This is a genomic window from Thiohalorhabdus sp. (genome assembly GCF_036628635.1).
Lineage (GTDB): Bacteria > Pseudomonadota > Gammaproteobacteria > Thiohalorhabdales > Thiohalorhabdaceae > Thiohalorhabdus.
Genome location: NZ_JAZKRM010000001.1, coordinates 147,662 through 164,389, shown reverse-complemented (window position 1 = coordinate 164,389; position 16,728 = coordinate 147,662). Strand labels below are relative to the sequence as shown.

General features: G+C 64.2%; 16 protein-coding genes and 2 pseudogenes. 9 read left to right on the top strand and 9 right to left on the bottom strand.

Annotation, left to right across the window (positions count from 1 at the left end; all coding sequences use genetic code 11):
• Positions 1-10 precede the first annotated feature (10 nt).
• The 3 genes from V5A19_RS00820 (at position 11) to V5A19_RS00810 (ending at position 1,114) form a co-directional block, all read left to right on the top strand.
• A complete protein-coding gene (locus tag V5A19_RS00820) occupies positions 11-334 on the top strand; it encodes a DUF2173 family protein (RefSeq protein ID WP_332317868.1) in 324 nt (107 codons plus the stop codon).
• Positions 335-395: 61 nt separating this feature from the next.
• Positions 396-722: a DUF2173 family protein gene (locus V5A19_RS00815; RefSeq protein ID WP_332317867.1), complete on the top strand. Its 327-nt coding sequence runs from the start codon at positions 396-398 to the stop codon at positions 720-722.
• A 53-nt stretch (positions 723-775) separates the two neighbouring features.
• Positions 776-1,114 (top strand): DUF2173 family protein, encoded by a 339-nt coding sequence (locus tag V5A19_RS00810; protein ID WP_332317866.1) that lies wholly within the window; start codon positions 776-778, stop codon positions 1,112-1,114.
• 40 nt (positions 1,115-1,154) lie between these two features.
• Here the strand turns inward: V5A19_RS00810 and V5A19_RS00805 are convergent, their stop codons facing one another.
• The 6 genes from V5A19_RS00805 to V5A19_RS00780 form a co-directional block, all read right to left on the bottom strand.
• Positions 1,155-1,622 carry a hypothetical protein gene (locus V5A19_RS00805; protein WP_332317865.1) on the bottom strand — a complete coding sequence of 156 codons (468 nt, stop codon included), beginning with the start codon at positions 1,620-1,622 and terminating at the stop codon, positions 1,155-1,157.
• A 199-nt stretch (positions 1,623-1,821) separates the two neighbouring features.
• A complete protein-coding gene (locus V5A19_RS00800; RefSeq protein ID WP_332317864.1) occupies positions 1,822-2,682 on the bottom strand; it encodes a M23 family metallopeptidase in 861 nt (286 codons plus the stop codon).
• A gap of 205 nt (positions 2,683-2,887) precedes the next feature.
• Positions 2,888-5,449, bottom strand: coding sequence for an alpha-glucan family phosphorylase (gene glgP, locus V5A19_RS00795; protein WP_332327672.1), 2,562 nt, complete (start codon positions 5,447-5,449; stop codon positions 2,888-2,890).
• 92 nt (positions 5,450-5,541) lie between these two features.
• Positions 5,542-7,494, bottom strand: coding sequence for a M1 family metallopeptidase (locus V5A19_RS00790; RefSeq protein WP_332327671.1), 1,953 nt, complete (start codon positions 7,492-7,494; stop codon positions 5,542-5,544).
• A gap of 62 nt (positions 7,495-7,556) precedes the next feature.
• Positions 7,557-7,748, bottom strand: coding sequence for a DUF3330 domain-containing protein (locus V5A19_RS00785; protein WP_332317861.1), 192 nt, complete (start codon positions 7,746-7,748; stop codon positions 7,557-7,559).
• An 86-nt stretch (positions 7,749-7,834) separates the two neighbouring features.
• Positions 7,835-8,872 (bottom strand): lytic murein transglycosylase, encoded by a 1,038-nt coding sequence (locus tag V5A19_RS00780; protein ID WP_332317860.1) that lies wholly within the window; start codon positions 8,870-8,872, stop codon positions 7,835-7,837.
• Between the two features lie 161 nt (positions 8,873-9,033).
• On the opposite strand from V5A19_RS00780, the gene V5A19_RS00775 reads away from it, so the two are divergent.
• Positions 9,034-11,433: a sucrose synthase gene (locus tag V5A19_RS00775; RefSeq protein ID WP_332317859.1), complete on the top strand. Its 2,400-nt coding sequence runs from the start codon at positions 9,034-9,036 to the stop codon at positions 11,431-11,433.
• Between the two features lie 878 nt (positions 11,434-12,311).
• Here V5A19_RS00775 and V5A19_RS00770 read toward each other — a convergent pair.
• Complete coding sequence (locus tag V5A19_RS00770) at positions 12,312-12,764, bottom strand: hypothetical protein (RefSeq protein WP_332317858.1); 453 nt, start codon at positions 12,762-12,764, stop codon at positions 12,312-12,314.
• A 271-nt stretch (positions 12,765-13,035) separates the two neighbouring features.
• Between V5A19_RS00770 and V5A19_RS00765 the strand changes: the two genes are divergently transcribed.
• The 4 genes and pseudogenes from V5A19_RS00765 to V5A19_RS00755 all read left to right on the top strand — a co-directional run bounded on the left by V5A19_RS00765 (position 13,036) and on the right by V5A19_RS00755 (position 14,720).
• Positions 13,036-13,245, top strand: a complete 210-nt coding sequence (locus tag V5A19_RS00765) for a hypothetical protein (RefSeq protein ID WP_332317857.1) — start codon at positions 13,036-13,038, stop codon at positions 13,243-13,245.
• Between the two features lie 195 nt (positions 13,246-13,440).
• Positions 13,441-13,743 (top strand): annotated as a pseudogene (locus tag V5A19_RS14255) (GGDEF domain-containing protein); the annotation flags it as partial.
• Between the two features lie 46 nt (positions 13,744-13,789).
• Entirely contained in the window at positions 13,790-14,371 is a 582-nt protein-coding gene (locus tag V5A19_RS00760) for a GGDEF domain-containing phosphodiesterase (protein WP_332327670.1), read from the top strand.
• Positions 14,346-14,720: pseudogene (locus V5A19_RS00755) on the top strand (EAL domain-containing protein). The gene V5A19_RS00760 and the pseudogene V5A19_RS00755 overlap by 26 nt, the downstream one beginning before the upstream one ends.
• On the opposite strand, the gene V5A19_RS00750 reads toward V5A19_RS00755, so the two are convergent.
• Positions 14,717-15,025: a hypothetical protein gene (locus V5A19_RS00750; RefSeq protein ID WP_332317855.1), complete on the bottom strand. Its 309-nt coding sequence runs from the start codon at positions 15,023-15,025 to the stop codon at positions 14,717-14,719. The pseudogene V5A19_RS00755 and the gene V5A19_RS00750 overlap by 4 nt on opposite strands.
• Before the next feature lie 106 nt (positions 15,026-15,131).
• Between V5A19_RS00750 and V5A19_RS00745 the strand changes: the two genes are divergently transcribed.
• Entirely contained in the window at positions 15,132-15,968 is an 837-nt protein-coding gene (locus V5A19_RS00745; RefSeq protein WP_332317854.1) for a RibD family protein, read from the top strand.
• An 82-nt stretch (positions 15,969-16,050) separates the two neighbouring features.
• Here V5A19_RS00745 and V5A19_RS00740 read toward each other — a convergent pair whose 3' ends face one another.
• Positions 16,051-16,707, bottom strand: coding sequence for an ERCC4 domain-containing protein (locus V5A19_RS00740; RefSeq protein WP_332317853.1), 657 nt, complete (start codon positions 16,705-16,707; stop codon positions 16,051-16,053).
• Positions 16,708-16,728: the final 21 nt, after the last annotated feature.

Sequence of the window (16,728 nt, the reverse complement as noted above, 5' to 3'; positions counted from 1 at the left end):
AGGCACCGTTTTGAAGCTAAAAGAAGTCCTCAAACTGCCGGGCGTGGTGGCCGCGGCCAAGTTCACCCCGAAGGGAGAGCTCGACTCCTACAAGGGCGAGATTTCGGAGAAGGATGCGCGACTAGCTGCCCAAATGTGCGCCTCCAACTCCGTGCTCATGCAAACCCAGGCGCGGCTGTTCGCTGAGTACTCCCAACAGCCGGAGTGGCGCTCCTACCAAGGTTGGACCATGCTTGGCGCGCAAGTAGGCGTCATGGTGGTAGGGGACACCCTGTGCCTATTGGATCGCCAAGAGGCTTCGATTAACGATCTTATGGCCACCCTTGGCGACTAGCCCGGGGGCGCCCAGGCTGAGCAACCAACCGATTGGAAAATCTGACAGGAGGGTGGAGTAGATGGCATCGCTCGACCATTTGATGGAGCTCCCCGGCGCCATGGCGGCGGTCAATTTCAGTGAAAATGGCGAGGTCAGTGATTTTCGGGGCGACCTGACCGACGACTTAGCAGGCTTGGCGGGCCAAATGTGCGCCGCCAATATGGCCATTTTCCGAATGCAGGCGGACGGCTGGACTCGCCTTACCGGGCAAAAGGGCTTTTTGCCGGAGAAAGGCTTCTCTTTTATCGGATTGGACATTGCCGTGACCGCCATGAACCACCAAGCGGTTTTCATGAGCAAGGAAAATGCCGATTTTGATCGGGCCTTTGACGTTCTGGGAGGCTGAGGGAGCGCTGTACAAAGCGTAAGCAAACGCCTTGAACGGAGGAGGCCGGTCAAATGGCAAGCCTTGACGATTTGCTGCATGTTAAAGGGACCGTGGGGGCCATTCGGTACACCGGAGACGGGGCTCTAGCCGAGATGGTCGGTGACATACCCCAGGAATACGCCGATTTGGCCGCCGAGATGTCCAATGCTACCAGCCGCCTGATGCATCACGAGGCCGACCTGTTCGCCGCCTATTCGGGGATGGGGGGTTGGACCCCGCCTGAAGGTTGGGTTATGCGAGGGGACCAGCTCAGCGTCTGGAATATCGCCAATATCGCCTGTTTCGTGAAAAACGATGAGGTGTCCTTCAACGAGCTATCCCGGGCTGTGGCCTACCTGGCCCATCGTTAAATCCGCCAAACGGTGGCACCAATGGTCTGGGCCGGTCCTACTAGGGCCGGCCTTTCTTATGGGTCGGGCCGGAATCCTGATCCGAGGTCTGCCAAACCCGTCCCCGGGAGAAGAGGCCGGCGATGCGGGCGGTTGGAACTTGGTGCGGAAACTCTAAAAGAGGCGTTGGGATGCTGGTCTGGATCTGTTCCATGGTTTCCCCGCGCCATGCCAGCAGGGCCGTTTTTTTGTTTCCTTTCAGCTGAACCCGTAGGTCGAGTGTCTCGTAAAAGGTGATGTCGGGTTCACCACCGCCTACATCCCACTGGTGGCTCTCGATCCGGCAGCGGGTGATGGTTACATGTAGAGTGGCAGCCTGGCCCTTTTCAGCAACGGATTGCCCTGGGGGGACGAGCTCCAATGGGTTTAACCGGCCCGGCAGGGTTTGGACCAGATTGCGCTGCAGGTCCTTGCGGGCGTAGTGGCATACCCCCGGGTGAGATTGCTTGGCCGCATGGGCCAGCACCACAGGGGCCAGCCGGACACGGGCCACTTCCAGGGGGCGCCATGTCCCCGGCCCCTCGGGGGAGGTTGCACACCCGGCAAGCAGGAGCCCCCAGGCCACGAATAAACGCTTAAGGGGAAGAGCCATTCCGTGATCCTGCCGGCTCGATTAATCACCGCCTGCGCAGAGGGCGGTGAAAGGCTAGCCCGGAGTCCCCCAGCGGTCAGCCGCCCCGATTGGCTTGTTTGCTCTCCGTGGCCGGCATGGGCCCCGCCAGCAGGGAAGGGTCGAGCCGCTTGTCGAACCAATTGATCCGCCAGTCCAAGTGGGGCCCGGTACTGCGCCCGGTCGAGCCCACGCTGGCGATGACCTGTCCCTGGCTCACCTGACTGCCTTCCTGTACCTGTACCCGCCGAAGGTGAAGGAAGGAGGAAGAAACCCCGTGGCCATGGTCGAGGATAAGCGTGCCTCCGGAGAAATAAAGGTTTGGCTCCACCAGCTTGACGATACCCCCGGCTGGGGCCCGCACCGGTGTGCCGGCCGAGGCAGCGATGTCTATGCCGTAATGGGGCTGCCGGGGCTCACCGTTAAGTATCCGACGAGTGCCGTAAATCCCCGTTACCGGTCCTTTCACCGGCCAGATGAACTTGGCCCGGAACGCCTCAAGGGCGGAAAAGCCGGCGCGGGCCTGTCGTACCCGCTCCTGCTCCTGGCGGATTCGTTCCAGGGCCTCGTCATCCGGGTGGATTAAATTCTCGGAGAGGCCGTTGATGCGCTGGGTTTCATACCGGCGCTGGGTAACCTCTACCTCCCTTTGATGAAAGGTGCCGTCAGGCCTACGCCACGCAAGGGGCACCCGCTCCGGAGCCTGGCGCCCCAGACCCAGGGCGAAACGGCCCCGGGTACCGACGCGCACGGCCTGCCCGCCGAAATAGACCCTGCTCCCCGGCTCCACCTCCCCGATGATCAGGCCCCCTTGCCGGAAATCGCCGCTTAGCCGAGGCTCTTCGGCAAGAATCGGCCGGCTGACCAAGGCTGATAGCAAGGCCAGGGGAAGGGCAAAAGCGAGTAGGGCCTGCCGCATGACGAGATCGGCTCCTGGAAAATCCACGACCGGGCGCTGGCCCTGGCTGGGTGGGAGGCCAGCCGCTCCAACGCACCGCTTTTTTCCCAGGGAACCCTGGACCACACGCTTTATCAAGGGATCAAGGCCCTGTCATCCCGGTTGCAACCCCCTCGCCCCCGGGAGGTCCAAACTCCGAAGGGCCGGCTCCGGAAGAGGCCCGGATTCACAACCAGAACATGCGCCCGGTCTCGTGCAGGTGCCCCTGGTTGGGATGGTAGGGGACCATGCGTAAACGGTAGACCTGCAGGCCTGGCAGGGACGGTTCCAGATCCAGGTGGAACAGGGCCCGGTTGTCCTTATCCGTCTCTCCCGTGGGCGAAAGGCCATGGCGCTCCTTGACCGCCAGCTCGCCGTCCTCGTTCTCCACCCCCACCAGGCATTCCACCCGGACGTCCTCCGGTGACAGACCGGCCAAATCCGCGGCGACCGTGATGGGCACGGTTTCCCCGCTCTGGATGTCGGTGGGGGCCTCGTCCACCCGCTCCACGGTAACCTGGTCCCAGGCCTTGGTCACCCGGTGGCTCCATTCGGCTAGCTCCACGGCCGGGCGGCCATCGTCGCGCGCCAGCCGGCGGTGATGCCGGCAGGCCCGGCCGTAATAGTCCCGGACGTAGTCCATGAGCATCCGCTGGGCGTTGAACTGTGGCAGCACGGACTTGATGGCCGCCTTGGACATGGCTACCCACTCGCTGGAAAAGCCGTGACCGCTGCGGCGGTAATAGAGCGGGACCACTTGGTCTTCCAACAGCTCGTAGAGCTCGGTGGCCTCTTCCTGGTTACGATACTCGGCCTCCAGGTTCGGGTCGTGGGGGGTGATGGCCCAGCCGTTTTGGCCGTTGTAGCCCTCTCCCCACCAGCCGTCGGTGACCGAAAGGTTGAGCCCCCCGTTGATGCCCGACTTTTGGCCCGAGGTACCGCTTGCCTCTTTGGGGTATTCCGGAGTGTTGAGCCAGACATCAACGCCCGTGACCAGATTCCGGGCGAGCGCGATGTCGTAGCCCTCGAGCAGGATGATGCGACCCTCGAACTCGGGCCGCCGGGAGAAATCGTGGATCACCTGGATTAGGTGCTGGCCGGGCTTGTCGTTAGGGTGAGCCTTGCCGGCGAACAGTAAGACCACGGGCCGATTGGCGTCATTGAGCAGCCGGGCCAGCCGTTCAGGGTCGGAGAACAGTAGGGTGGCCCGCTTGTAGGTGGCGAATCGCCGGGCAAAGCCAACCGTGAGGATGTCGGTGCGGTCGGGCTGGAGGTAACTTGTCAATCGCTCCCGCTGGGCTTCGGTAACCCCCTGGCGGTGCAGCTGGCGGCTCAGGTGGTCGCGGACGGTGGCGAACATCTGGGATTTGAGGGTTTGCCGCATGCTCCAGAAGCTGTGGTCGGCAATGCGATCGATGCCTTCCCAGAAGGTCGGGTTGAGAAGCTCGCTGCGCCATTGGCCGCCGAAATGCATGTCAAATAAGCTCACCCATTCGCGCGCCAGGAAGGTGGGCACGTGGACACCATTGGTCACGTAACCGATGGGGTTTTCTTCGGGCGGTATATCCGGCCAGACGTAGCCTTCCACCCGCGAGGCAACATCGCCATGGATGCGGCTCACCCCGTTGCGGAAGCGGGAGGTCCGCAGGGCCAGGGCGGTCATATTGAAGCCTTCCTCGCCCGTGCCTCGGCCGAGGGCCATAAAACGCTCCAGATCGATGCCCAGGTCTTCCTCGACGAATTCGCCGAAATACACGGCCATGAGCTCGTCATCGAAGATGTCGTGCCCGGCAGCTACAGGGGTGTGGGTGGTGAACACGGTCCCCGCCGCGGTCAGCTCCAGGGCGGCGTCGAAAGGCATACCGGTGGCCACTTTCTCCCGGCACCGCTCCGGGCCCTGGAAGGCCGCATGACCTTCGTTCACATGCCAAACTGAGGGTTCCCGGTCCAGGGCGCGGAGGGCGCGGACACCTCCCATGCCCAGGACGATCTCCTGCTGGATGCGAAGGTTGTTGTCGCCGCCGTAGAGCTGATACGTGATGGCCCGGTCCTCGTCGCCGTTATCCGGGCAGTCCGTGTCGAGGAGATAGATGTCGACATCGCCCATGGTCCCCCACCAGATACGGACCTGTATGGACCTTCCGGGAAGCTCCACGGGGACACGGATTTCATTGCCGGCTTCGTCCCGGACGAGGTCGATGGGCAGGTCCTCAAAATCCGTCACCCGGTAATGGGCGACCTGTTGGCCGTCGACGTCGATGCTCTGGATGAAATAGCCCTGACGGTAAAGGAGACCCACAGCCACCATGGGCAAGTGCATGTCGCTGGCGGCCTTGACCAGATCGCCCGCCAAGATACCCAGGCCCCCCGAATACAGGGGCAGACTCTCGTGGAAGCCGAACTCGGCGCAGAAATAGGCGATAAGGTCCCTGTCCGGCGCCAGGTGCTCGCAGATCTCCTCCCGGACCGGCTCCTTGTGGTAGCTGTCCATGCTCGACAGCACCCGGTAATACTCCTCCAAAAACACCCGGTCCCGCGAGGCCTGCTCCAGGCGGGCCTGGCTGACCCGACGAAGGAACACCTTGGGATTTTGGACGCAGGAATCCCATAGGTCCGGATCGAGCTGCTTGAAAAGCCCGCGGATGCGGGGATCGGCGGTGTACTTCAGGTCATTTGCCAGATCCTTCAGGCGTTCCAGGCTCTCGGGCAGTCGGGGTTGGACTTCCAAGGTGTATCGGGTACCGGGCATAAACGGATCCTAGGTTCGGCGGTTAGAGATGCGGGAACGTAGTATTGGGCAAACGGCCAGTGAAGGGAATAGGCATTAGCCCCAGGATGGGACTACTTTTCGGGGGCCTGCCAGGTTAACGAGGGTTCCCGGACGGGCCAGCGGCCGCGGCCCAACCGGTCGCCATCCCGGAAGGCAAGCCAACCGTAGCTGCCGTAGTGGGGCAGCGGACGGGCCAGAGCGGCAAGGGCCTCGGGCCCGGTTACCCCGACTACCATCACCGTCTGGGAGCTTCCGGAGGGTCGGGTCAGGGCAACGCGGGCGTCTGCTTGCGGGGGCCAGTCAGGCAGTTCGCGCTTGGCCCCGAGGCGCTGCATCCGGTCAGCGAGCTTCTCCCTGGGGACCACCACGACCGAGACCTCGGCGGGGTTTACCGCCCCGGAAACCACCTGCGGCGGGCCGCCCCAAAGGCGCCGACCCACACGGTGGGCAGCTTCCCGCCCAGCCTCGGAGGCCAGGTCCGGAGCGAGGGCGATGGTACCCGCCTTGTCACGGGCCAGGAGAGCAGACAAGCGCGGCGGAATCGCCGCCGGTGTCAACCTCCGGAAGACGCGGAAATCGGGATCAACCCGCACCCGCACCGGCCGTTTACCGCCGGTATCAAGGCGCACCGTTTGGCGGGCTCCGGTAAGGGCCACGGTGCGTGTGCGGGTGCGGCCGTCGGCGAAGCGCATCCGGACGGGCAAGGCCAGGCGATAGGCCGGTTCCGGCTGGGTCAGGGTAACAGTGATCCCAGAATCCCCCCTCCGGACCCGGGACAGAGCGGGTCGGGGCGCGCCCTTGCGGTCCAGCCATTGCTCGAAGAAGGCGGTTAGATCCTCGCCGCTGACGGCTTCAAAGGCCTCTCTCAGATCCCTCCAGCCGGCGTAGCGGTAGCGGAATTCGTCGTAGAAACGGCGCAAGCCCTGGCGGAAAGGCCTCTCCCCTAGACGATTCCGGAGCATGATCCAAACGAAGGCCGCCTTGTTGTAGCCAAGGGTGCGCGAGGCACCGTCGATCCGGGCCCGGAACTCACGCAAGGCTGGGGCCTCGGCGTCGCCGTGGTAGCTGGCGAAGTCGGCCAGCCATTGCCGGCGCTGGTTCCGGGCGGCCTCATCCGAGCGGCTAAGGGCGAGCCGGTAGTCGGCGCCGTAGGTGGTCAGTCCCTCTGCCCAGTTGCCGCTGTTGGTGGCCACATAGACGCCGTTGCCCCACCAGTTGTGCAGGATTTCGTGGGGCAGGGAAGTTCGCGGTATGAACGGTAGGGGGAGGATGCGCCGCCCGATATAGGCGAGGCCGGGGAAGCCGAAGCCCGTGGGCCAGGGGCTGCTCACCAGGGTAAAGCGGGGGTGCGGGTAAGGACCATAGCGATCCTGGAATTCAGCCAGGTAGCCTTCGGTCGTCGCCAAGCGGTCTTCGGCCAGTCCGGTGAGCTCGGGATGGAGGAAGGCCTCGGCCGTTACCGGCCCCTTGCCCGGTCCCTGGTGCCGGCGGTAGGGCCCGCCGATTAGGGCGATTCCCGGAACCGGCTTGTTATAGCTAAACTCAACCTCCCGCCGGTTCTCTCCCACCTCGTGGGTCCGCCGTTCGCCCGCTGCGACGACCCGGTGGTCCGCAGGGCCGGTGACCCGTAGCTGATAGGTAAGCCGGTCCTCGCCCAGATTCGGCACCCAGGCGCCACCGGGAGGGAGGTAGGTACCCTGGGTGGCGACGCGGGGTGCAAACCCCTTAAGGATATCCCTGAAATCCGCCTGCTCCTGGCCCGGCGCCAAGCGGCCGCTGTAGCGTACGACTACCTCATGCTCCCCGGAATCCAGGGCACGCTTGCCCTGCCAGCGCCCCGGCCCCTCCGCGGCTTCCACCGTGTACGGTTGGCCGTCCACGATAACTCTCTCCGGCGCCAGGTCCGGATGGAGGGTGAAGCTTAGGGTGCCGGCCCCTTGCCACCGGATACGGTCCCGGGCTGTCAGATGGTTATCCGCCGGGCGAAGCTGGACCTCGAGGCGGTGGTGGGGCGGCTCCGCCATCGCCGGTAACGCGGCGAAGAGGGCAAGGATGGCGGTGAACGTGCAGCAGGTTCGCAACAGGTTCAGTCGCTTGTGGTTTCCTGATCCCCTTCATCCCCTTCGCGGTACCATTGGTCGTAGCAATCGAGACCGCAGAAGTACAGCACGTAATCGGCCCCTTCCATGCTCTGGGCCTCGGTATGGGGGACCTGGGACAGGCAGATCTCGCAGGCCACCTGCCCGGCAAAGGAATTGCTGGATTCATCCTGGCTCATCATTTCCTCCGAACCGCCTGGGGAGCTCGCTACCCCAGGGTAGCGCGCTGTCGCCCTGGAATCGAGACGGTGGCGGGATTCGTGGGTTATTCGTCCTCACCTCGGAGCTGGTGGGCCCGATGGGCGATGCGAAGCACCCCCAAGCCATATTCGGAGGAATAGTTGTAACGCATGAGTGCCCGGACAAAGGTGGCAACGTAGGTCACGTTGGGCATGTCGGCATTGGCGCGGTCGAAGCGGTGGACCGGCTGGCCGTCGGAGGTCTCGTCGGTGGCGAAGCTGGCGCTGCCGTCGTCGAAGCGTCGCCAGGCCACGACGATCTCGTCCAGATTGCTCAATCGAGCGAAGTCCAACATTGCCTCGGGCCAGCCGAACTTGTTGCGGATGAGGTTGGCCGTGGACAATACGGCATCCGTCAGCCGACTCAGATCGGGCGGCGAATCGTCGGCGCTGACGGCGTAATCCAGATGGACGGGCAGCCACTGGGGAATACCAATGGCACCGGCGTAGCTCGCCGGGAAGACGGTTTCTTCCAGGGCCAGGTCGTTGCGATAGGCGTGGATCACCAGGGCGATGAGCTGCTCCCGGGCCATTTGGATGAGGCGGGGAATGCGCCGCCTCAGGCGGGGGCTGGCGTCCTCGGTCACCTCGAGGCCGTCGTGGAGGCTGTTAAAGACCACGAAGGCGTCGTGGCCGAACCCGTCGTATTCGCCCAGGGCGCTCTCCTTGAGCAGGATGGCGCCGATTATCTCGCTTCGGATCCGGTACGCCGATTCCATGCGGCGGTAGAGATCCGCGTGTTCGCGCAGATGATCGGCGAGAGTCCGGGCCTCGGCCAGGTAGCGCTCGTTGGCCTCGCGCTCGGCGGCCTGGTGCTCGGGGATGCGGCCGACGTCGGTGCGCAGCTCGACAGCGCGATGATCCCGCTCCAGGGCCTTTTCGGAGGAGAAGGCGGCCTTGACCCGCGCTACGGGGACTCCGCGATTGATAAGGCGGCTGAAAAGGAGGCGGTAGCGCTCGGGGTGATCGAAACGCTTGGCCATGGCCTCGAGGTCTAGGGCAGCGGCCCCGGTTGGCAGGACCAGGGCAGCCATCAGAAGCAGTAGGAAAGGCGACAGACGCATGGTGTCTCCAGGACCCTTCGGGGGCAGCCGAGCGGGCCCGCACTTGCTAGGGTAGACAAGAGAAAAAATTCGAGTTTGAAGGATGCTCAGCATCGCCCTCACCAACCCACCCGTACCCACAACCCGGCGAGATACCGAGTCGGGCATCGAATGGAGCAAACATGCAGGGCCTAGCCGACTACCTGGCAGAGCATCGCGAGAGCGTGTATCTACTGCTTCGCCAACTGCTCGCCAGTGACCGGACCTTTCTGTTGCAGTCCGACCTGCATGACGAGCTCGACCGGTTCTGTGCCGAGGTGGACCCCGATATGGCAGATAGCCCTATGGGGCGCACGGTGGCGGTGGCCCAGGAAGCAGTCCTGGAGTCACCCTGGCTGGCCCTGTCCATCCGCCCCTCCCGGGCCCGCTGGCAATACCTGCGTTTCCATGCCGAGATGGTGGAATTAGAGGAGATCTCGGTCTCGGAGTTTCTGACCTTCAAAGAGCGCCAGGTCAAGGGCACCGACCCGGTTACCGATTGGACCCTGGAGTTCGATCTCGGTCCCTTCGCCCGCGAGTTCCCCAGGCTCCAGGAAGCCCGATCCATCGGCCGCGGCGTGGAATTCCTCAATCGGCGGTTATCCAGTCAACTGTTCCAGGATCTTAACAGCGGCGACCAGAGCCTGCTGGAGTTCCTGCGGGTTCATCACCACCAGGATCGCCAGCTGATGATGAACGACCGCCTGGGCAATGTCGCCGAGCTGCGGCGGGCCCTGCGGCAAGCGGAGGACCTGCTGGCTCGGAGCGACCAGAACGCCGGCTGGGAAGAGGTGGGCCACAGACTCCAGGAGCTGGGCTTCGAACCCGGCTGGGGCAGGGATGTGGCCCGCATGCGCGACACCCTCCACCTGCTCTCCGACATTCTGGAAGCCCCCGAGCCCAAGAACCTGGAACGCTTTCTGGGGCGCATCCCCATGATCTTCAGCCTGGCCGTGTTATCCCCCCACGGCTTCTTCGGCCAGGCCAACGTCCTGGGAAAGCCGGATACCGGGGGCCAGGTGGTCTACATCCTGGACCAGGTACGGGCCCTTGAGCGGGAAATGCGTCAGCGCATCCACGAGCAGGGCCTGGACATCACGCCCCAGATCCGGGTTTTAACCCGCCTCATTCCAGAAGCCGAAGGCACCACCTGCGACGAGCCGCGCGAGCACATCCTGCACACGGAAAACGCCCAAATTGTTCGGGTCCCGTTCCGGACCGAGAATGGCGAGATCGTGCCTCAGTGGGTCTCCCGGTTCGAGATCTGGCCCTACCTGGAACGGTTCGCGGTAGAGGCGGAGACCGACCTCCTCGCTGATCTCGGCGGGCGGCCCGACCTGGTCATCGGCAACTATTCTGACGGCAACCTGGTGGCCACCCTGCTGGCGCAGAGGCTCCAGGTTACCCAGTGCAACATCGCCCACGCCCTGGAAAAGACCAAATACCTGTACTCCGATTTGTACTGGCGAGACAACGATAGCCAGTACCATTTCTCGGCCCAGTTCACTGCGGACCTGATTGCCATGAATGCGGCCGACTTCATTATCACTTCTACCTACCAGGAGATCGCTGGAGACCGGGAAAGCCTGGGCCAGTACGAGAGCTACGAGGCCTTCACCATGCCCGGTCTCTACCGGGTAGTTAACGGCGTGGACGTATACGATCCCAAATTCAACATCGTCTCGCCCGGGGCCGACTCCGAGGTTTACTTCCCTCACGAAGAGACCGAGCACCGCCTGATGGGGCTGCACGGGGAGATCAAGGAGCTGATCTACGGCGGCGAGCGCCCGGATGCTCGTGGGGGGCTTCTGGATCCGCGCAAGCCGGTGCTGTTCAGCATGGCTCGGCTGGACCGGATCAAAAACATCACCGGCCTTGTGGCGTGGTACGGGCGCAGCCCACGCCTACGCCAGGCCGCCAATCTCCTGGTGATCGGCGGCCACATCGACCAGGCGGATTCCAACGACTGGGAGGAGCGGGCTCAGATCCAGCACATGCACGAGCTCTTCGATGCCTATGGGCTGGACGGCGAGGTGCGCTGGCTGGGTCGGCACCTGGACAAGAACCTGGCCGGCGAGCTCTACAGGCTGATCGCGGACAATCGGGGTGCGTTTGCCCAGCCGGCCCTGTTCGAGGCCTTCGGGCTCACGGTGATCGAGGCCATGACTTCGGGCCTGCCCACCTTTGCCACCGCATTTGGTGGGCCACTGGAGATCATCGAGGACGGCGTATCGGGTTTCCACATCGACCCCAACCACGGCGACGACAGCGCAGCCCATATGGCCGAATTCTTCGAGCGCTGCCAGGAGGACCCCGGCTACTGGGACCGTATTTCCCGGGGGGCTGTGGAACGGGTGCGGAGCCATTACACTTGGGAGCTCTACGCCGAGCGAATGATGACCTTGTCACGGATATACGGGTTCTGGAAGTATGTAACCAATCTGGAGCGGGACGAAACGCGCCGGTATCTGGAAATGTTTTACGGCCTTCAGTACCGGCCGCTCGCCCGCTCCATCGGTCAAGGCCGGGAAGCTTGCGGCTAAGTCGGTTACTTCGAGGGGGATGAGTTATGCCGCCCCCAAGGCGGCGGCTTGTTGCCCTTGTTGCGGTAGCCATGGGGGGTCGATCTTACCTGGGCCCGCCGAAGCCACGAACGATGGGTCGGATCCGTTGGTTCTGGGCCTGCTGCCCTTCGCCAGCCCGGGGACCGTGTTCAAGCGATTCGCATCTGTGCACGACTACCTGGAGACTCGGTGGATCGCCCCGTCCGGCTCGCCACCGAACCCGATTTCCCCACCTTCGTGAAGCGTACCGGGCGCCGTCGCAACGCCATGCTCCTTACGGCTCCCCATTTTATCCTAATGGCCCTGGTTCTGGCCGGTATTAGGTCGGGCCATCTACACCAAGCGCCTATGGGTGGTCATTATCGGGCGTTTGGGAGCGTCCCCTTCCGAGCCCGGCGACTCCCGGTGCCACAAGGTGACCACCGCCGCCGTCGGCCATCATTACCCTGATGGGGCGGCGGTATCTGGCGGAAAGTCACCCGGATGCCGATCTCTCCTATGAGGCCTACACGTCCCACAATTCGGCGGCCAGGGCCGTTCTGGGCGGGGATTCTGCCTGGCCGTCGCCTGCGTAAATGTTTGGAATCGCATGCGCCAAGTGGAGCCCGGGCTGGCCCGCTAGGACCGGACGGATCCCATTCCGGCTCTGGGCATCCTGTTTCGCAAGGATCTGGCCGGGGCCTGAGGGACCGCTTCACCAAGGCTGTGGTAACCATGCAAGACAACCCCGAAGGGCAACAGGATTTAGAGCAGATGGCCTATCCGGACTACCAGTCGGCGTAGGCGGCCACCATCGAACCGGGTCGGCCCTATCTCGACCAACTCCCGGCCGGGCGGCCCAAAGGGGCCGATCCCCCTTAGCCGGCCACCGCCCAGCCCCTTCCGGAGAGCTCGGCCGTCCGGGAGAAGCTCATGGCCATGCGCCGGTCACGGCGATCCAGCTGGTTCATAGTCGCCATTGCCGCCATCGAGGGATAACCCTCGGCGCCCTGGTCTGGAACCGCGTGCGCCGGATCAGCTCTTGCCACGCCGAGCTTCTTGAGGTAAGCACCCGCGAAGCCAATCGGCTGCTGGCCCACTCCGTGGCCCCGGAGCTGGCCGCCGAGGACCTGGCCCGGATCAGGGACGCCCTGGACCTGATTGGAGAGGAGGAAGACCGGGGAAACGCGGTGGTAACCAATGCCAGCGGCAACCGCATGGCCGCACTGGGAGCCCCGCCGGACCAATTCCAGGCCGACGATGGCTACCGCGCCGCCCGCGAGGACGGCGTCTACGACCTGGAAACCCAGGTCCCACTGTACGGCCAGCAACTGGGTAGGGTCCGGGCGGTCTACTCCATTGCCATTGCCGGGGTGGCGGTAGTCCTTTCCATCCTGCTGATCGCGCTGTTGGGGCTATGCTTTACCCGCAATCTACAGCGGCGGGAGCAGGGGGCCGAAGCCCTCGCCACCGGCGATCTCGATTACCGGATCCCCCCACCCGGGGCCATGACGAGTTCCCCGAGGTCGGGCGCAGCTTCAACCACATGGCCGAGCACCTGGCGCGTACCCGCAACTTGCTCGGAGGCAAGAATCAGGCCTGGTGCACCAGGCGCGCCATTTCCAGACCCTGATGGACAGTATCGAGTCGGTGATTATCGAGGCCGATGCGAGCACCTGGGAGCTTGCCTTCGTGAGCCAGGAGGCACTCAATCTGCTTGGCTACCTCGCCGAGCAGTGGTTCCGTCCCGGCTTCTGGGTGGGGCGGGTGCATCCGGCGGATCTCGGAGAATTCAAGCGCACCATGGCATGACACACCCGCGAAGCGGCGAACTTTACCCACGATTTCCGCACGTTGCATCACGATGGCCACGGGGTTTGGGTGCGTGCCATAGACACCATTGAATCGGGGGAGGGAGGGGACCTGGTGCTACGGGGCCTACTCCTGGACGTGACCCAGGAAAAACTGTCCGAAGAGCGCCTCGTGTACCTCGTCGGCCACGATCCCATGACGGGACTGTTCAACCCTGGCCACTTCCAGGAGGAGTTCGAACGCAACGTGGCGTACGCTAGCGGGTATGAGCATTCAGACGCCCTGATCATCCTGGGGCTGGACCAGTTCAAAGACATCAACGATACCCTGGGCCACCGGGCCGGTGCCAATTACCTGCACAGTGCGGCTTCGGCGATAACCGCGACGGTTTCGGATGTGGACGTGGTCGGGCGCCTGGGAAGCAAGGAGTTCGGAATCATTCGGCCCAAGACGGAACCCGGGCAGGTGGAGGGACTGGTGGCCAACCTCCACCAGCGCCTCACCGATCCCGACTTGATCCGCAGCGCCCGCCACGCCGATCCCGGTGACCGCCAGCGCGGGAGTGGCCCTATTCGCGACGGAGGGCGACCAGGACGACGGTCTCCTGGCCAAGGCCGATATCGCTCTGCATACCGCCAAGTATGCCGGCCGCAACCGGCACCCTATTTTCAGCCCCGGGGACGAGGCGCTCGGTCGCATGCGCGCCAAGATCCAGGGGGAGGAGCGCATTCGCCGAGCCCAGGAAGGGGACCGGCTCGTGCTCCATTACCAGCCGATTTGCCGCCTACCGGATCACAGTGTCAGCCATTTTCAAGTCCTAATTCGGATGGGCGGGGAGGACGGCGAGCTAGTGAGCCCCGCCGCCTTCCTGGACACCGCCGAACGGTTCGGCATGATCCGGTACATCGATCACTGGGTGGTGAACCACGCTCTGGCGGTTCAGGGACGCAGCCTCCGGGAGGAACGGCCGGTAAGCCTTGCGGTCAATCTTGCCGGCCTACATATCGGCCGCGGGGAGGTACTGGATAGGGTTACCAGGGCCCTGGAGGAATCCGGCGCTGACCCCAGGGCCCTGTGTTCGAAGTCACGAAACCGTCGCGGTGGAAAACATCGCGCAGGCACGTGATTTCCTCGACGCCTTGCGCCTTAGGGGCTGCGCTGTGGCGCTGGAGGACTGCGGCGTGGGCCTGTCCTCCTTCCACTACCTCAACAACCTCACGGTGGGCATGGTCAAGATGGCTGGTAGCTTCGTCCGGAGCCTCAAACGGGATGCCTACGATCGCACTTAGGTCCGCGCCATGAGCGAGATGGCGAGCAACCTAGGCATCGTTAGCGTCGCCGAGTTCGTGGAAAACGAAGCCATCCTACAGATCCTGCAAGACCTAGGGGTGGATCGGGCGCAGGGCTACTACCGGGTCCGGCGCGGGCCCGAGTTCTTCCCCGCCGATGACACCGCGGCCGGCCTTCAGACCTAATCGTCGTCGCTCATGTCCGGTTGCCAGCCCAGCTCCCGGGCCCGCTTTGTCGCCTCGCCGTGGATGCGCTCATGGCGTTCCCGCAGGTCCTCGGGGAGGTATTTGACAAGGTGGCCGTAGGGCTCCCAAGCCTCGGCCACCTGGTTGTAGAGATTCTCGAGGCGGCCGTAATCCCAGCCCTCGCAGGTTTCGGATTCGGGGAGGATCCCGAAAACCCAGGCATCGCGGATAAGACGCCCGGCATCGGTCATGCCGCCGTAACGGTCATTGTGTATCCCGGGATAGGTGGGGCGTTCCCGCGCCATGGACTCCTCCTGTGTTGAGGCGGGACAGTATACGGGCCCTACCCGGAACTGCGAAGTAGGGCGATGACACCGCCGCAACCCCCGGCCCCATATGGGAGGCAGTAAGATGGAACCGCTTCTGCGGCTTTACCCCGAGCCACCGGGCGAGTACCCCCTGGAAGGCCGCTTCCTCGACCACGACCTGCAGCGGTTCGGCCGCGCCGGCAGCCCCTTCGTCTACAGCAATTTCATTACCAGCCTGGACGGCCGGGTAGCCCGACCCCATCCGGCCACCGGCCGGCGTGCGGTGCCGGCCGATATCGCCAATCAACGGGATTGGCGCCTGTTTATGGAGCTGGTGGCCCAGGCCGACGTTTTGCTGGTCAGCGACCGGCTACTGAGAGCGGTGGCCGCTGGCCGCCATACCGCCCTGATCGATCTGGAAGCCACCGGCCTTGAGGATCTCGTCCAATGGCGCCGGGAGCGTGGCATGGTCCGCCAGCCGGCCCTGGCCACGGTCAGCCGCAACCTGGACCTTCCCGCCCCCGATCTGGCCGAGCGCTACACCCGCGGAATCCTGGTGATTACCTCCAGCGAGGCCCCCGAGGATCGTGTCGCGGCCCTGGAGCGTGGCGGAGTGGAGGTGGTCCTGGCCGGGCCCGGCCCCTACGTCGCGGCTGCGGATCTGGTTACGACCCTTACCCAGCGGGGCTATAATCGCATCTATTCCCTGGCCGGGCCGCGCATGTTGCATACCCTGGTCGCCGACGGCAGCTTGAACCGGCTTTACCTTACTGTGGCCCACAAGCTGGTCGGCGGGGAGGATTTCGATTCCCTGGTACGGGGATCGGGGCTAGCCCCCGCCCGGGGCTTCACGCCGGTGGAGCTCTATTGGGACCGGTGGGCGCCGAAAGGGGCAGGGCAGTTGATTGAGGTGCTTGATGCAGTGAGGGGTGAGGGGTAAAGGCGACAGCAAAAACGGGAGGCGTCATCTGCGGAGAGTCCCCCGCAGCCGTTACTCCTGACGCCTAACGGCTCACCCCCACTCACTTCCCTTTCTTGCTGTCCAGGACATCGGTGATGCGGCTGGCGATCTTGTCGGTCATGCCCGCCACGGCCAGGAGCTCGTCCTTGTCGGCGGCGAACACGGCCCGCGCGGTGCCGAAATGCCGGAGCAGGTCCCGCGCCAGCTCCGGGCTCACCCCCGGCAGGCCCTCCACCAGGAAGCGAATCGTTTCCCGGCGGGTTTCCGGCTTGGCCGGGCGCCACGATTCTTCCCCGGTGGCGGCGCCCTGCGCCCGCACCGCCAGGGCATAGACGAACATGGCCGAGTGCTCGGCCTCGGGAGTGTAGAGAACGGGTATGCCGAGGACCACGGTCAGGTAGGAGATGGCCCAGTGGACATCGAAAGGCGTCTGATGGAAGCGATGGGTAAAGAAATCGCCCTCCACCAGGAAGATAGGCCGGGAATACTGGGCCTTGAGACGGTTGGCGGTCTCGAACAGGTCCTGCTCCACCACAGCCAATATGAAGTCAGTCCCGGACTTGTAGTCCAACACGACCTCGTCGCTGAGGACGAAATCCCCGGCATCCAGGGCCTCGTAGGCCACAGTGGAGCCCTGGATCTGTTCCAGCCTCTCGGCCAGGCGGCCCTGCTGGGCGTTGTCGGCGATTATGTGGGCGGGGAGCCCGATATGGGGCATGGTGTCGCTCCTGACCCGGGT

Excerpts from the sequence above, each read along its gene's own strand:
- V5A19_RS00815 (WP_332317867.1), top strand. The coding sequence starts at position 396 with ATGGCATCGCTCGACCATTTGATGGAGCTCCCCGGCGCCATGGCGGCG.
- V5A19_RS00810 (WP_332317866.1), top strand. The coding sequence starts at position 776 with ATGGCAAGCCTTGACGATTTGCTGCATGTTAAAGGGACCGTGGGGGCC.
- V5A19_RS00800 (WP_332317864.1), bottom strand. The coding sequence starts at position 2,682 with ATGCGGCAGGCCCTACTCGCTTTTGCCCTTCCCCTGGCCTTGCTATCA.
- glgP (WP_332327672.1), bottom strand. The coding sequence starts at position 5,449 with ATGCCCGGTACCCGATACACCTTGGAAGTCCAACCCCGACTGCCCGAG.
- V5A19_RS00790 (WP_332327671.1), bottom strand. The coding sequence starts at position 7,494 with ATGGCGGAGCCGCCCCACCACCGCCTCGAGGTCCAGCTTCGCCCGGCG.
- V5A19_RS00785 (WP_332317861.1), bottom strand. The coding sequence starts at position 7,748 with ATGAGCCAGGATGAATCCAGCAATTCCTTTGCCGGGCAGGTGGCCTGC.
- V5A19_RS00780 (WP_332317860.1), bottom strand. The coding sequence starts at position 8,872 with ATGCGTCTGTCGCCTTTCCTACTGCTTCTGATGGCTGCCCTGGTCCTG.
- V5A19_RS00775 (WP_332317859.1), top strand. The coding sequence starts at position 9,034 with ATGCAGGGCCTAGCCGACTACCTGGCAGAGCATCGCGAGAGCGTGTAT.
- V5A19_RS00750 (WP_332317855.1), bottom strand. The coding sequence starts at position 15,025 with ATGGCGCGGGAACGCCCCACCTATCCCGGGATACACAATGACCGTTAC.
- V5A19_RS00745 (WP_332317854.1), top strand. The coding sequence starts at position 15,132 with ATGGAACCGCTTCTGCGGCTTTACCCCGAGCCACCGGGCGAGTACCCC.
- V5A19_RS00740 (WP_332317853.1), bottom strand. The coding sequence starts at position 16,707 with ATGCCCCATATCGGGCTCCCCGCCCACATAATCGCCGACAACGCCCAG.